A 14,495-nucleotide genomic window follows, 5' to 3' on the forward strand; every position below is an offset into this window, starting at 1 on the left:
TTGTCATTATGCGTTTCAATTATCTTGTATTATACCTGCTGTTAACTCTATTCAACAGTGGAGACCTTCAAGCACAAACAGGGAAACTTCTCGAAATAGGACGCGTGGATACGCTTACTTCCCGAATATTGGGAGAAACGCGGGAGTTATGGATTTATGTGCCGCCAGGATTGGAGCCAAGTTATGCCCCCCGAAAGTACCCAGTGCTGTATTTGCTTGATGCAGAGATGCATTTCACTGCAGTAGTAGGGTTGGTGCAGCAGTTGAGTATGGTAAATGGCAATGATCTGTGCCCACCAATGATCGTAGTTGGCATACCCAATACCTATAAAACCCGCACCCGCGACTTGACGCCGACGACCTCTAGACAAACTTATAATGGGCAAATAGACCGGATGCCGGTAAGCTCCGGTGGAGGCACGCAATTTCTTGAATTTCTGCAGCAGGAGGTTATTCCGCACGTAGAGGGCCATTATCCTGCGTTACATTACCGGCTGCTGGTAGGGCATTCATTTGGGGGACTAACTGTGTTAAATGCTATGGCCACAAAACCCAACCTGTTTCAAGCAAATGTTGCGTTGGACCCGAGCACTTGGTGGGATAAGAATATTATAGTCAATAAGCTAGGGGTTGCTTTAAAGCAGCCAACTCCCGGGCGCAAGCTGTATGTGGCCTTGGCTAATACGCTGCCCGCAGGACGAGATACGGTGCGCCTTCGACAGGATACCAGCCGGGTAATGGGGGCTATGCGAGCCAACTTTCTATTAGTCGATAAGCTCCGCCAAGCCAATGCCCCGGGCCTGCAATGGCAGTGGAAGTACTACCCAGCCGAAACCCATGGCTCTTTGCCCTTGCTAGCAACTCATGATGCATTACGTCTGCTGTTTAAGCATCCACCGCAACCACTGCCTATTTCGCTAACAGACGGCAGTTTTACATTGGATGCTGTTCGAAAATACTACAGCGAGTTGTCAGTTCTGTATGGCTACCGAGTGTTGCCCCCTGAGGACATGATAAATATGTACGCGTGGGGCTACTTACAAAGCCAACAGCTAAAAAAGGCTGGTGAGTTTTTTAGGCTCAACGCGGCTAACTACCCAGAAAGCTTCAATGCGCAAGCTACACTTGGCAACTATTTCGTGCAGGTGGGCGAAAAGAACTCCGCTATCCTTCTTCTAGAACAAGCGTTAAAAATTCAGGACGATCCAAAAACGCGGCGGCAGCTAGAGCAGCTAAAAAAATAGCCGCCGCTCAGGCTATGCCTTCTACTACAATGCGGTTGTGCTCAATCCCTAGCACGCGCACCTGGGTACCGGCGGGCACAAACTCGCCGCGGGTAGTTACTTCGCGCCGGTCGTCGTCGAAGAGCACGGTGCCCGCCGGGCGCAGGGCCGAGAGGGCGCGGCCGGTGGTGCCGGGCTGTACATCGGGGTGGCGCGCATCGTGCACGCGGGCGTGGTTGACGTTGGTTAGGGCTACCCGGTTGATGGCCCGGGGCCGCAGCCCCAGATACACCAGCACCCCGATAGCCACCGTGGAGCTACCCAGCAGAATGTGGCCGGTAGGGGCGCCCAAGTCGCGGTAGCTAAACCAGATGCCCGCCGCCAGCAGGCCAAACCCCACCAGCCCCACCACGGTAGTCCCCGGAATGAAAATCACTTCGGCCACCAGAAACAGCAGGCCAAATACAAGCAGCAGCGCAATCGTGAGCCAGTCCATAGCGGTAAGGGTTTGCAAGGGGGTTAGTTAAGAAAAGATACGCAGAAGCTACCGCAGTGGCGCGGGAAGTTTCGGCGCCGGGCGGTGGCAACCCCACATTGGTTGGCGCGTTAGCAGAAGCTATGAGCCGTGCATTTACCAAGGAAGATGATTCGCTGGAAGCCCCCATTATTCCGCCCCGCCCCGCCCTGCCCCCGGGTACGCCCAACTACGTTACCCCGGAAGGCCTGGAGTTGCTACGTCAGGAGCTGACAACCCTGGAAGCCGAGCGCACCTTGGCCGAGGCCAACCGGGAAAACGAGGCCGACCGCACCCGCCGCCTCACCGTGCTCAATGGCCAGCTCAGCGCCCTGAACGCCCGCCTGGCCAGCGCCAAAGTGGTCGACCCGCGCAGTCAGCCCGCCGGCGAGGTGCGGTTCGGGGCTACCGTTACGTTGCGGCCGGTTGCTGGGGTAGGGGCTGAGCGGCGCTTTACAATTGTGGGGGTAGATGAAGCGTCGGTGGCGGCGGGCAAAGTAGCGTTTGTGGCGCCCATTGCCCGCGCCGTGCAAGGCGCCAAGCTGGGCCAGCGGGTGCAGGTACGGCTCGGCCCCAGGGCGGAGGAACTAGAGGTAGCAGCCATCCGCTACGGCGAAGAGTAGACCGGCCAGCTCCGGGGTAGGGAACCCGGCCGCGGCTCCGGCGTACTACCCCGCATGATGCAACAACGCGAAGTAACCGACTCCCATAATACCACCTGGACCTGCGTGCAAGCTTACGCTGGCGTAGAAACCGCCGCCACGGCCGAAGCCGTGGAGCGGAGTACCGCCAAGGAAGATGGCGTCACGGTGGTATGCACGCCCAGCGGGGGCGCTCAAACCGTACGCCTGGAGCTAACCTCCAACTGGCAGGAAAGTCTTTCCGATGAGGAACTGGAGCAGGCCATTGCGGCCGCGCGGTAAAACGGGAATATTCATCAGTAAGTAGTAGCCGAAACGCGTTGCGTGTCATTCCGGGCAGGGCGAGGAATCTGGGGTTACCATGCAACAGCTTACCTTCAGATTCCTCGCCCTGCCCGGAATGACACGCAACGCGTTTTGATTTTCAGCTACTGCCTAATAAAAACGGTTTGTCATCCTGAGCGGGAGCGAAGAATAACAAACCGTTTTCTGTTTATTACTACCGGAAGTTAATAGGCATTACTGAGGGTAGCGCGAGGTACCGGGAGCTAGTACGCCCGGGCGAAGTGGGCGCGGCGGGTAGAGGGCTTGCCCGTCACGATGCAGATGCCTTCTTCCTCGGGCTCGGCCAGGGCCAGGCAGCGGATAGTGGCTTTGGTTTCCTCCTTGATGCGCTCCTCGGTTTCGGAGGTGCCATCGTAGTGGGCCACCACGAAGCCGCCCTTGCCATCGAGCACTTGCTTGAACTCCTCGTAGCTTTCCACGCGGGTCGTATGCTCCTCGCGGAAGTTGAGGGCCCGGCGGTAGATGTTCTGCTGAATATCCTGTAGCAGCTGATCCACGCTGTTCACGATGTCAGCCAGGGGGAGGGTCAGCTTCTCCTTGGTGTCGCGGCGAGCCACTTCCAGGGTGCCGGCGTCCAGGTCGCGCATGCCCACGGCGATGCGCACGGGCACGCCTTTCAGCTCCCACTCGGCAAACTTAAAGCCCGGGCGCTCGGTGTCCCGGTCGTCTACCTTCACCGAAATACCGCGCTCAATCAGGCCCATTTGCATGGGGCGGATGCGCTCCATCAGCTCCTCGAGCTGGCCGGTTTTGTAGATGGGCACAATCACCACCTGAATTGGGGCTAGCTTGGGGGGGAGCACCAGGCCTTCATCATCCGAATGGGCCATCACCAGCGCGCCCATCAGGCGGGTACTCACGCCCCAGCTCGTGCCCCACACGTACTCCAGACTGCCGGCTTTGTTGGCGAACTGCACGTCAAAAGCCTTGGCGAAGTTCTGCCCCAGGAAGTGGGAGGTGCCCGCCTGCAGGGCTTTGCCATCCTGCATCAAGCCCTCAATGCAGTAGGTTTCGATGGCGCCGGCAAACCGCTCATTCTCGGTTTTCACGCCTTTCACCACGGGTAGAGCCAGCCACTCCTCGGCAAACTGGGCGTACACTTCCAGCATTTGGCGGGTTTCGGCCAGGGCTTCCTCGGCGGTAGCGTGGGCCGTGTGGCCTTCCTGCCACAGAAACTCAGCGGTGCGCAGAAACAGGCGAGTGCGCATTTCCCAGCGCACTACGTTGGCCCACTGGTTAATCAGCAGGGGCAAGTCGCGGTAACTCTGAATCCAGTTTTTATAGGTGCTCCAGATGATGGCCTCCGAGGTCGGGCGCACAATCAGCTCCTCTTCCAGCTTGGCGTTGGGGTCGACGCGCAACTTGCCCGGCTTCTCGGGGTCATTCTGCAGGCGGTAGTGCGTAACGACGGCGCATTCCTTGGCGAAGCCTTCGGCGTTTTTCTCTTCCGCCTCGAACAAGCTTTTGGGCACGAACAGCGGGAAATACGCGTTCTGATGGCCGGTGCGCTTGAACATGTCGTCGAGGGTGCGCTGCATCTTTTCCCAGATGGCGTAGCCGTAGGGCTTAATCACCATGCAGCCCCGCACGGAGGAATTCTCGGCCAAACCAGCGCGCTTTACCAACTCGTTGTACCACAGCGAGTAATCTTCACTGCGCTTGGGCAAACTTTTGCTCATATTCAGAGTATCTTAGAGGTAGTGAAAAAGTTCCTTTTTTTGGTACAAGATTTGTCGCACAAAAAAGGGCACCGTTTCGGGTCCAAATTACGTTATTAAATTCGGAGGTGAAGGCCCGTTTCTGGTCCTGGCGCCGCCGGGTCATCTTCGCTCTTCATCTTCCGGATCATTCCTTACGCGCAAGCAGCCATGAAAAGATTATTTCCATCTGTGTTACCCGCCATGGCCCTGCTTACGCTAGGAAGCTGCGCGGGCACATCGGCCCTCACCTCTACGGAGACGGACGGTGTCTATTATTCTTCCAAGGACCGCACTACGGCCGTGCAAACTACTGCCGCCGTGGCCAGCACGGAAGAAACTACCGATACCAGCGGCGACGTAGCCAACCCTGACTACACCGGCGCTAGCAGTGCCCGGACCAGCGGCAGCTCGGAGTACTACGATGACGACTACTACGCGGCCCGCTTGCGGCGCTTTCATCAGCCCTCGTACCGGGGCTTAGGCCTGGGCTATTACGATTTCGCTTACACCGACCCCTTCTGGTATGGTGGCCCGGCGTACTCGTTCTACGACCCCTTCTATAGCCCGTACTGGGGCATGGGCTCCTTTGTAAACATCAACATTGCCTTCGGGCGGCCTTGGTACCGCCCCTGGGGCGGTTACGGCTACAGCCCCTACGACTACTACGGGTATAACCCCTACGGTTATGGCTTTGGCCGGCCCTGGGGCGGTTACTACGGAGGCGGCTTCGGCAACTACTATGGCGGTGGATACTATGGTGGCGGCTACGGTGGTGGCGGTTACTTTGGGGGCAGAGGCTATGACCGGGTGCAACGCTCCGTTGTGACGGGCACCCGCAGCCAGATGAACAGCACCGCGGGCGGCTCCATTGATACTACGCCCCGCCCCGTAGTGGGCAGCCGTACTCGCGCTGGCATGGCCGAAAATGGGCTGGTAGCGCCCGACGCCGGCACCTCGGCTGGGGTTACGGCTACGCCTGCTGCTTCGCCTACGGGTGGACGGGGCCGTTACCGGGACGCGCTTCCAGGTGACAGAGCGCAGCCAACGACCCCTGCCCCAAGTGAGGGTCGGGTAGCAGAAGCTACGCCTGCCACTACTGTGCCGCCCGCGCGCCGGTGGCGCGTTCTAAGCGAAAATAACACGGGGGCAGCCACGGAAGCCGGCACCGAGCCTACCCGCAGCCGTCGGGTCTGGGATAACACGGCGGGCACGCGCAGCCAGGCCAGCGAGGCCGGTGGAACCGTGGCGCAGCCGCGCCGTGAGCGGGTGTATCAGCAGCCGACCCGTACCTACTCGGAGTCTTCGGGCTCTTCTGAGTCGGGCCGGTCATATTCGCAGCCTTCCCGCACGTACTCTGAGCCTTCCCGGTCCTACTCCCAGCCGTCCCGCAGCTACGATGGCGGCGGCAACAGTGGCGGAAGCAGCGGTACTCGCAGCAGCGGGGGCGGCGGAAGTAGCAGTGGCGGCCGGGGCCGGGGTAACTAAGTAACCGAACCTCCGGGTAACTCATCCTATATTTTATGTGTAACGCCGGCTCCAAAGGGAGCCGGCGCTTATTCTCACCCACATGAAAAACCTGAAATATTACCTGGCCGCGGCTTTGCTCGGCCCGGCTAGCTACGGCTTTGCCCAAAGCTCATCGGATGCGCTGCGCTTTTCCCGCACCCAAATTGGAGGTACGGCGCGCACCTTGGGTATTGGCGGAGCCAGCTCCGCAGTGGGGGCCGACTTCGGGGGTATCTTGACTAATCCGGCGGGGTTGGGGCTTTTCCAGCGCTCGGAAATCAGTTTCTCACCTGGCTTTGGCGCTAGCAACATCTCTACCCAGGCCTTTGGCACCAGCAGCTCTGATTCGCGCAACTTCTTGCAGATCGGGAGCTTAGGCATTGCCTTCTCCGGTCGTCGGCCCGACGGGGACAACCCCACGCCGTGGCGCGGCGGCACCTTTGCCTTCGGTCTGAATCGTATCAACGACCTAAACCAGAACCTGCGCTATTCCGCTACCCCGCCCCTGGACCAGGATATTTTTGAGCGGCTCAATAACGTGCCCACGAGTCAGCTAACCATCTTGGATGACTTGGCCTACGAGGCATTGCTTACGGAGCGGGATGATGAAGGCGCGTACATTCCGGCCGATTACGACGCAACGGGTCAGCTCACGCAACGCGAAACCATTCAGCGCAGCGGCGGACAGACGCAGTTTGACTTCGGCTACGCCAACAGCTACCAGGACAAACTGTACGTGGGCGGGGCCATTGGTATTGTGAGCACGCGCTACAACGTGGTGTCCACGCTGACGGCTACCGACCCGGCAGCGCCTAGCAGCGCCCCCGGCACAGCCTTCGCCAACCTAAGCTTGCGGGAAAACATCCAGACTCGCGGCACAGGCATTAACGCCCGCCTCGGGGTCATTTACCGGCCTAACGACGTCCTGCGGCTTGGTGCTTCGGTGCAGTCACCTACCTACTCTCAACTAGTAGAGACGTACAGCGCTTCCCTGGACGTAGCGTATGATACGCCTGTTACGCTGCCTAATGGGGGCACCTTCTCCTCGGGCAACGCCAACTTCCCGGCCGAGGACCTGGGGTATACTCTCACCTCGCCCTTCCGGGCTACCGGGGGCGCTGCGTTCATCTTGGGCAAGTACGGGTTCGTGAGTGCGGATGCGGAGTACGTAAACTACGGGCAGGCTCGGCTGGGCTACGACGACACCGATGCCAATAGCAGCGGCGTCGACCCCAGTGACTTAGGGCCTACCAACGACGCCATCAAGCAGCAATACCAGTCGACGGTGAACCTGCGGGTAGGCGGGGAGTTGCGCCTGGATATCTTCCGGGTGCGGGCCGGTTTTGCCCACTACGGCGACCCCTACAAAAACAACAGCCGCCTCGACCGGAGCCAGAGTTTCTACACGGGCGGGCTTGGCCTGCGCCAGAAGAATTTCTTCTTGGACGTGGCTGGGGTGTATTCTTCCGGTAACCAGGTATATACACCCTACGAGCTGGCTAACCCGCAAAAAACGCCAGCCATTGATGTGGAAGACAAGCGCTTTACCACTACCCTCACGGCCGGCTTCCTGTTCTAGTCGCTAGTCGTATTGTACTCAGCAACAGAAGGGGCTCCTCAGTTGTTGAGGAGCCCCTTCTGTTGGGCTATAGGCGCTGCTGATCCGCTTGATGGGCCGGAACAGGTCATCGGCTGATTCTGACTTCCAGTACCAGGCTCCGGATGCCAGTAGTAATGATGTCCTGAACCAGTATCAGGCCGTATTTGCTGTCGGGGGCCGGCGTTTGGAAAGCAATGACCTGACCCTTCACCAGTGGCCCCGTGCTGGTAGCGCGCGGCGTAAAGGCGGTGCCCTGGGTGAAGGCCGTGGTGAAGGCGGCAGCGGTTGCGGTGGTGGCAAACGTTGCCGCGGTTAGTGAGGTGCTCCGGATAAGCGTGGCGCGGCGCGTGCTCCACTTCAGGTTCAGGGTATCATCCAGGGCCGTCGCCAGGGTCGGGGCCCCAGTCCTGCGCTGGGGCAGGTACACCAGGTCGACGATGGCTTGGTTGGCAGCCAGCTTGTGCACGGAAAACTTCGGAAAAACCAACCCTTCCCGCAACGCCAAAAAGCTCCGGTTCGCAAAAGCATTCGGGATCTGTACCGGCACGGTGTAGCTATGGTAGGCCTGGGTTGAATCGGGGCGGCTGAAGCGCAGGCGCAAGCTGCGGACGCCCGTACGGCCTTTCTCATCGGTGGCTTGGTAGCGCCACACCTCCAGCCCCGACGTGGTGCGGGAGCTGAGTACGTGCTGCAGCGCTACCTGAGTGGTAGTGTTGCCAGCCGGGTTCAGCACGGAATCAAGGTAGGTATAGGTAAAGGGCGGCAACTTATCTATCTCCGCCGTTGTGGAGGGGTAGACAATCGGCTCCGGCACGGGCCCGTATTCCGCCGTGATGGTCAGGCGCGTAAGCGGGCTGTCATCGGCTTCCGCGAACATCTTGACGGCCACGGTATCAGCGGGTTTGGTTAGGCGGCGGTCGGCGGTACTGAAGCGGGAGCTGCCGATTAAATCTACGCGCGGCCCCGACTCCAGCCCTGGCTCGCAGGCGGTGAAGAGGGTAGGAAATAGTAGCAGAGCAAGAAAACGAAAGCGCATAGCCACGAAGGTCGGAATTTGGGCCTGATTAGTTGGCAGGAAAAGCAACCGCCACGGTGGAACGGATGGTAGCGGGGCACAGTTCAGCCAGAAACTCCGGCCCCGTGCAACCATGCTGCCCGCATTTCCTACCTTAACGGCTGATTCCCGCCGACATTTTACTTCCACCTGCATGAATTTTCGTTTCCTGGGCCTGGCCCTGTTTCTGACGACGGCCAGCCCGGCCCTGCTACCCGGCAGCGCACCCGCCGCATTTGCCCAGCAAAAACAAAGCATTACCCTCGAAGACATCTGGCAGAAGGGCACCTTTCAGGCCCGCTCGGTGCCCGGCTTCAACTGGATGAAGGATGGGCGCTACTACTCCTCCCTGAGCCAGGGCAACCTGGTGCAGAACGACGTAACGACCGGGCAGCCGGTGAAAACCCTGGTTAGCGGCCAAGACCTGAAGCTGGCCGGCCAGAGCCAGCCCCTCGACGTGGACGGCTACAGCTTCAACGCCGACGAAACCAAAATCCTGTTCAGCACCGACACCGAGCCGATTTACCGCCGCTCAAGCAAGTCCTATTTCTTTGTGTATGACCAGGGGAGCAAGCAGCTGGTGCCCCTGAGCAAAACCGCCGGCAAGCAACTCTACGCTACCTTCTCGCCCGACGGCAAGCGCGTAGCCTTCGTGCGCGACAACAACCTGTTTGTGGTGGATCTGGCGACCATGCAGGAAACCGCCGTAACCACCGATGGCGCCCAGAACCGCATCATCAACGGCGGCACCGACTGGGTGTACGAGGAAGAATTCGAGTTTGCCCAGGGCTTCCAATGGTCGCCCGACTCGCGGCAAATTGCTTACTACACCTTCGATGAGACGGAGGTGCCCGAGTACAACATGCAGGAGTGGGGCCCGCTCTACCCCAAAGACTACCGCTACAAGTACCCCAAAGCCGGCGAGAAAAACTCCATCGTCAGCATCTCGACCTACGATGTAGCGGCTGGCAAAAACACCAAGATGGACGTGGGGCCGGAGCGGGACCAGTACATTCCGCGCATCACCTGGACCCAGACGCCCAACCTGCTCAGCATCCGGCGCATGAACCGCCTGCAGAACAAGCTGGAAATCTTGCACGCCGACGCCCGCACCGGCAACACCCAGGTAGTCCTGACCGACACCGACCCGGCCTACGTGGAAGTAAACGACGATCTGCGCTACTTGGCCGGCGGCAAGGAGTTTTTGTTTAGCAGCGAGAAGGATGGCTACCGCCACCTCTACCTCTACAACCTGAACGGCAAGCTGGTGCGCCAGCTCACCAAGGGCCCGTGGGAAATTACCAGCATTGATGGCTTCGATGAGAAGAAGGGCCTCGTGTACTTCACCAGCACCGAAGCCTCGCCCCTGCAGCGCCACCTCTACCGCATCGACCTGAAAGGCAAGGGCAAAACCCGCCTCAGCGAAGCCGGCTCCGGCAACGACGCCGTGAACATGAGCGCCGACACCCGCTACTTCCTCAACTACCACTCCCAGGCCGGGGAGCCCCAGGTGGTAAGCCTGCGCAACGGCCAGGACGGCAAGCTGGTGAAAGTGCTGGAAGACAACGCTGCCCTGCGCCAGAAGCTAACCCAGTACAACCTGGGCAAACTGGAGTTTATCAACTTCAAAACCGCCGAAGGGGTAGCGCTGAACGCTTCCGTACTGAAGCCCGCCAACTTCGATGCCAGCAAGAAATACCCCGTGCTGATGTACGTGTACGGCGGCCCTGGCTCCCAAACTGTGAAGGACGACGTGGGCGGCGGCATTGCCTTCACCAACTACCTCTGGCACCAGCTGCTGGCCCAGAACGGCTACATCATTGTGAGCGTCGATAACCGCGGCACCGGCGCCCGGGGCGCGGCGTTCAAGAAAAGCACCTACGCCAACCTGGGCAAGCTCGAAACCATCGACCAGGCCGAAAGCGCCAAGTATCTGGCTACCCTGCCCTACGTGGACAAGTCGCGCATTGGCATCTGGGGCTGGAGCTTCGGGGGCTACATGACGGCCCTGGCCCTGACCAAAAACGCCGACATCTTCAAGATGGGCGTGTCGGTGGCGCCCGTAACCAACTGGCGCTACTACGACTCGGTGTACACCGAGCGGTTCCTGAAAACGCCCCAGCAAAACCCCCAGGGCTACGACGACAACTCGCCGGTACAATACGCCGACAAGCTGAAAGGCAAGCTGCTGCTGGTGCATGGCACCGGCGACGACAACGTGCACTTCCAGAACTCAGTAGCCTTCACCGAGGCCATGATTAAGGCCAACAAAGACTACCAGACGCTGTACTACCCTAACCGCAACCACGGCATCTACGGCGGCAACACCCGCCTGCACCTCTACCGCCAGATGACGGATTTCGTGCTGAAGAACCTATAAGGCTCAGCATGTACAGGAACTCCACATTTCCGTCATCCTGAGCCCAGCGAAGGACCTTATTACGCAAGAACGAGTCGTTGTTACGCCAGTCGTGGCAGCGTGGGTCCTTCGCTGGGCTCAGGATGACGAGTGGAAGGAGTTAGGAATAAGACACGAAAAAGCGCTTGGTTGCCACAGCAGCCAAGCGCTTTTTCGTGTTTACGATAGTGCCTGCGGGGGCGGTGAGCCGGTGCCCGCGGGCCGGGTTTTGTCCTGGGGCAGGGGCACAAACTCCTGGTTGTCGTTGGGGGGTAGCAGAATGCGGCCGGCCTGCCAGTCGGCTTTGGCCTGTTCAATTCGCTCCCGCTTCGAGGACACGAAGTTCCACCAGATAAACCGCTCGCCCAGGGGCTCGCCCCCCAGCAGCATCAGCGTGCTGGCCTCGCGGGCCACCAGCACCGGGTCGATGCCGGGGGTGAAGACCAGCAGCTGGCCGGGGCCGTAGGCGCGGCCGTTTACTTCCACCAGGCCTTTGGCCACGTAGGCGCCGCGCTCGGGGTAGCCGCGGGGGAGCCCAAACCGGGCGCCGGGTTGCAACACCACGTGCAGGTAGAACAGGGGCGAATGAGTGCGCACCTCGTTGCGCAGGCCAAAGGCGTCGCCGGCAATCAGGCGCATCCACACGCCCGGCTCCGTGAAGATGGGGAGTTCCTGGGGCTGGTAGTTGGTGAAGGCCGGGGCGCTTTCCTCGTCCTTTTCGGGCAGGGCTACCCAGGTCTGAATCATTTCCAGGGCCCCGCCGGCCAAGGCCGCCGGATCCTCGAACCGCTCGGAGTGGGCAATGCCAGAGCCGGCCGTCATCCAGTTCACCTCGCCCGGCCGGATAATCTGCTCCACGCCCAGACTGTCGCGGTGCGTAACCTGGCCCCCGAACAGGTAGCTAACCGTGCTCAGGCCGATGTGGGGGTGGGGCAGCACGTCCAGCTCGGGCAGCTTTTCCGGGGCGAAGCTAACCGGGCCGGCGTGGTCCATGAAGATGAAAGGCCCGAGCATGCGGCGCAGGCGGTAGGGCAGAATGCGGCGCACCTCAAAACCAGGACTCAGGGCCGCCTGGCGCGCTTCAATAACGAGGTCGAGCATACGGGTAAGGATAGGTTTGGAAAGTGACCGAAAGAAAGCGAATACGCCGGAACGAGGCCGCCAATACAAAGATGAATAGAACTAAACCCATTTTCACTCAACTATTTAGCAGAAAAGCGTAACCTTGGGTCAATAAAACCAGTGTTTCCCGCGTAGAGAGGTCCTATGCCAATGTGTACCCCGATTCGCTTGCTGCTGCTGGGCACCACTAGCGTACTGCTGGCGGCGTGCCAGCAGGAGCGCCCCGCCCAACGCGCCACACCCACTTCCGTCCCCGCCCTGGCCGATTCCCTGGCGTACGACTCCCTTTCCCAACCCGTGGGCGCTACCCCCGTGCGCCGCGACTGGCACCGCCTGGAGCAGCCAACCAACCGCCGCGCCCCTTTAATTGTGTACCGGGGCAGCACCCGCCGGCCCGCCGGACTAGGAGCCGATGCCCCACCCGCCGAAGCCCGCCTCCAGGACCTGACCCTGAAAGCCAGCGAGTACTTCCAGATTGACCCCACCAAACCCGCCGAAGTGCGCGGCCGCGAAGGCACCGTAGTCCGCATTCCGGCCGGCTCCTTAGTTGACAGCCGCCAGCGGCCCGCCACCGGCGCCGTGTGGGTGGAGCTGAAGGAGTGCTACGCCGCCTCCGACATGCTGCTCTCCAATCTGCTGACTGAAACCCTGGCCGGCGCCCCCCTGGAGCTAACCGGGGCCGTGCTGGTGCGGGCCACTGCCGCGGGGCAACAGCTCCTGCTGGCCGCCGGCCGCAGCTTGCAGCTGGAGCTGGCCGGCAGCCACTCAGGGCATCCTCTCTTCTACGGCCAGGCGGCTGCCCCCGCCGCGCCCGTTCGGTGGCTGGAAGGCGAGGCCCCGGCCACCGCTACGCCCTCGGAACAGGTGTACACTACGGCCCAGCAGATGCCCCGCTACGGCCAGGGCCCCGCCGACATTAACCGCCTGATTCGCTACCCCCAGCAGGCCCAGGAGCGCCAGACGCAGGGGCTGGTATTCGCTTCCTTTGTGGTGGATGAGGCCGGCCGCGTCCGGTCGCCCCGCATCCTGCGCGGCCTCGGCGACGGCTGCGACGAAGAAGTGCTGCGGGTGCTGCGCCAGACTTCGGGCCGCTGGACCCCGGGGCAGCAGGATGGCCGCTTCGTGAAGGTGAAAATGGTGCTGCCCATCCGCTTTAACTTCCAGGCCGGCCTGGCCTCGGCCCCGGCGCCGGCCGCCCTGCCCGAACCAGCGGAAGAAGAGCAAGCAGTAGCTGCTTCGGATGAACTGGCCCCGGCTCCGAACGCCTTGCAGCCCACCAAGCTGGGCTGGCTGGCCGTGGGGCAGCCCTGGGCCGGGTCGGCGGCGACGCTCTACGTGCCCTCCGCTACCCCCGCCGATGGCGACCATACCACCGTGCGCCTGCTCATCCCGGGCCGTCGCGTGGTGCTGGCCGGCACGCCCCAGGACGCTGGCTACCAGTTTGCTACGGCCCCTAGTGGAGCGGCCGTGGTGGTACTCGGTCTGCGCTACGAAAACGGTACTCCCTTCCTGGCCCGCCGCGAAGCCACTACCGGCACTCCTTCCGATACGCTCCGCTTCCAGGAAACTACCCTCACCGATCTGGAAGCCACTTTAGCCAAGCTCGATTAGCCGATGTAAGGCGGTTAACCATACGCTTTCGGCCAGAAGTAAGCAACCTAACTTACCGCCACGCCCATCCGGAACGATGTTCGTCGCGCCGGATGGGCGTGCTGATTTTCAGGCGTGACCTTGCGTGAAGCCATACTCGAAGAGTAACCTTGCCGGAGCGGAAATAGTATCTTGCCCAGCGTTTTGCTGATACACTATGGGACTACCTGCTACCTCGCTCACCTACGTCTCGCCCGAAGAATACCTCGATGCCGAGCGTAAAGCCGAAACCAAGCACGAATACTGGAACGGGGAAATCCGGGCCATGTCCGGAGCTAGCTTCGATCATAATCGGATAGCGGCAAATCTGACCATCGAGATAGGCGGCCAACTCAAAGGTAAAAGCTGCTCCGTGGTTGGTAGCGACCAGCGTGTGCAAGTCCTGAGTGAGTCCACGTTTGTGTATCCGGACCTGACGGTAGTCTGTGGTCAACCCCAATTTGAGGACAACACCAAGCCTGACACCCTGCTCAATCCTACGCTGCTGGTGGAAGTATTGCCGCCGACCACCAAAAGCCACGACCGGGGCGACAAATTCTTCCTCTACCGTCAGATTCCGGGCCTGCAGCAATACCTGCTGCTTGATTCGCAAAGCGTCCACGCCGAGCTGCACACCCGCGACGAGCAGGGACGCTGGATTCTCGTGGAAACCTCTGACCGTCAGGCCCTCTTGGAGTTAGCTAGTATCGGCTGCCGGGTAGCCCTGGCCGATGCGTACGCGGGCGTGCTGGCGGGGTAGGCG

The 14,495-nt window shown here is 60.7% G+C and carries 12 protein-coding genes; 8 read left to right on the forward strand and 4 right to left on the reverse strand.

What is annotated here, in order from left to right:
• Positions 1–8 precede the first annotated feature (8 nt).
• Positions 9–1,244, forward strand: a complete 1,236-nt coding sequence (locus IEW18_RS10310; RefSeq protein WP_188557769.1) for an alpha/beta hydrolase-fold protein — start codon at positions 9–11, stop codon at positions 1,242–1,244.
• A 7-nt stretch (positions 1,245–1,251) separates the two neighbouring features.
• Here the strand turns inward: IEW18_RS10310 and IEW18_RS10315 are convergent, their stop codons facing one another.
• Positions 1,252–1,737, reverse strand: coding sequence for an NfeD family protein (locus IEW18_RS10315; RefSeq protein ID WP_444542864.1), 486 nt, complete (start codon positions 1,735–1,737; stop codon positions 1,252–1,254).
• Between the two features lie 104 nt (positions 1,738–1,841).
• On the opposite strand from IEW18_RS10315, the gene IEW18_RS10320 reads away from it, so the two are divergent.
• Together IEW18_RS10320 and IEW18_RS10325 are read left to right on the forward strand one after the other, a co-directional pair.
• On the forward strand, positions 1,842–2,360 hold the full coding sequence (locus IEW18_RS10320) for a GreA/GreB family elongation factor (protein ID WP_188557771.1): 519 nt from the start codon (positions 1,842–1,844) through the stop codon (positions 2,358–2,360).
• 54 nt (positions 2,361–2,414) lie between these two features.
• Positions 2,415–2,660, forward strand: a complete 246-nt coding sequence (locus tag IEW18_RS10325; protein WP_229728688.1) for a hypothetical protein — start codon at positions 2,415–2,417, stop codon at positions 2,658–2,660.
• 266 nt (positions 2,661–2,926) lie between these two features.
• Here the strand turns inward: IEW18_RS10325 and proS are convergent, their stop codons facing one another.
• Complete coding sequence (proS, locus tag IEW18_RS10330; protein WP_188557772.1) at positions 2,927–4,402, reverse strand: proline--tRNA ligase; 1,476 nt, start codon at positions 4,400–4,402, stop codon at positions 2,927–2,929.
• A 189-nt stretch (positions 4,403–4,591) separates the two neighbouring features.
• On the opposite strand from proS, the gene IEW18_RS10335 reads away from it, so the two are divergent.
• Together IEW18_RS10335 and IEW18_RS10340 are read left to right on the forward strand one after the other, a co-directional pair.
• Entirely contained in the window at positions 4,592–5,908 is a 1,317-nt protein-coding gene (locus IEW18_RS10335; protein WP_188557773.1) for a hypothetical protein, read from the forward strand.
• Between the two features lie 82 nt (positions 5,909–5,990).
• A complete protein-coding gene (locus IEW18_RS10340; RefSeq protein WP_188557774.1) occupies positions 5,991–7,508 on the forward strand; it encodes an OmpP1/FadL family transporter in 1,518 nt (505 codons plus the stop codon).
• A 106-nt stretch (positions 7,509–7,614) separates the two neighbouring features.
• Here the strand turns inward: IEW18_RS10340 and IEW18_RS10345 are convergent, their stop codons facing one another.
• Positions 7,615–8,565, reverse strand: a complete 951-nt coding sequence (locus IEW18_RS10345) for a hypothetical protein (RefSeq protein ID WP_188557775.1) — start codon at positions 8,563–8,565, stop codon at positions 7,615–7,617.
• A 172-nt stretch (positions 8,566–8,737) separates the two neighbouring features.
• Between IEW18_RS10345 and IEW18_RS10350 the strand changes: the two genes are divergently transcribed.
• Positions 8,738–10,963 (forward strand): S9 family peptidase, encoded by a 2,226-nt coding sequence (locus IEW18_RS10350; RefSeq protein WP_188557776.1) that lies wholly within the window; start codon positions 8,738–8,740, stop codon positions 10,961–10,963.
• 198 nt (positions 10,964–11,161) lie between these two features.
• On the opposite strand, the gene IEW18_RS10355 is transcribed toward IEW18_RS10350, so the two are convergent.
• Positions 11,162–12,082: a pirin family protein gene (locus tag IEW18_RS10355; RefSeq protein ID WP_188557777.1), complete on the reverse strand. Its 921-nt coding sequence runs from the start codon at positions 12,080–12,082 to the stop codon at positions 11,162–11,164.
• Positions 12,083–12,247: 165 nt separating this feature from the next.
• Between IEW18_RS10355 and IEW18_RS10360 the strand changes: the two genes are divergently transcribed.
• Positions 12,248–13,714, forward strand: a complete 1,467-nt coding sequence (locus tag IEW18_RS10360) for an energy transducer TonB (RefSeq protein ID WP_188557778.1) — start codon at positions 12,248–12,250, stop codon at positions 13,712–13,714.
• A 196-nt stretch (positions 13,715–13,910) separates the two neighbouring features.
• On the forward strand, positions 13,911–14,492 hold the full coding sequence (locus IEW18_RS10365) for a Uma2 family endonuclease (protein ID WP_188557779.1): 582 nt from the start codon (positions 13,911–13,913) through the stop codon (positions 14,490–14,492).
• Positions 14,493–14,495 lie beyond the last annotated feature (3 nt).

The sequence above is a fragment of the Hymenobacter glacieicola genome (assembly GCF_014640315.1).
In the GTDB taxonomy this organism is placed as follows: Bacteria; Bacteroidota; Bacteroidia; order Cytophagales; family Hymenobacteraceae; genus Hymenobacter; species Hymenobacter glacieicola.

Coding starts and splice junctions, on each gene's coding strand:
- IEW18_RS10310 (WP_188557769.1), top strand. CDS start 9: ATGCGTTTCAATTATCTTGTATTATACCTGCTGTTAACTCTATTCAAC.
- IEW18_RS10320 (WP_188557771.1), top strand. CDS start 1,842: ATGAGCCGTGCATTTACCAAGGAAGATGATTCGCTGGAAGCCCCCATT.
- IEW18_RS10325 (WP_229728688.1), top strand. CDS start 2,415: ATGATGCAACAACGCGAAGTAACCGACTCCCATAATACCACCTGGACC.
- proS (WP_188557772.1), bottom strand. CDS start 4,402: ATGAGCAAAAGTTTGCCCAAGCGCAGTGAAGATTACTCGCTGTGGTAC.
- IEW18_RS10335 (WP_188557773.1), top strand. CDS start 4,592: ATGAAAAGATTATTTCCATCTGTGTTACCCGCCATGGCCCTGCTTACG.
- IEW18_RS10340 (WP_188557774.1), top strand. CDS start 5,991: ATGAAAAACCTGAAATATTACCTGGCCGCGGCTTTGCTCGGCCCGGCT.
- IEW18_RS10345 (WP_188557775.1), bottom strand. CDS start 8,565: ATGCGCTTTCGTTTTCTTGCTCTGCTACTATTTCCTACCCTCTTCACC.
- IEW18_RS10350 (WP_188557776.1), top strand. CDS start 8,738: ATGAATTTTCGTTTCCTGGGCCTGGCCCTGTTTCTGACGACGGCCAGC.
- IEW18_RS10355 (WP_188557777.1), bottom strand. CDS start 12,082: ATGCTCGACCTCGTTATTGAAGCGCGCCAGGCGGCCCTGAGTCCTGGT.
- IEW18_RS10360 (WP_188557778.1), top strand. CDS start 12,248: ATGCCAATGTGTACCCCGATTCGCTTGCTGCTGCTGGGCACCACTAGC.
- IEW18_RS10365 (WP_188557779.1), top strand. CDS start 13,911: ATGGGACTACCTGCTACCTCGCTCACCTACGTCTCGCCCGAAGAATAC.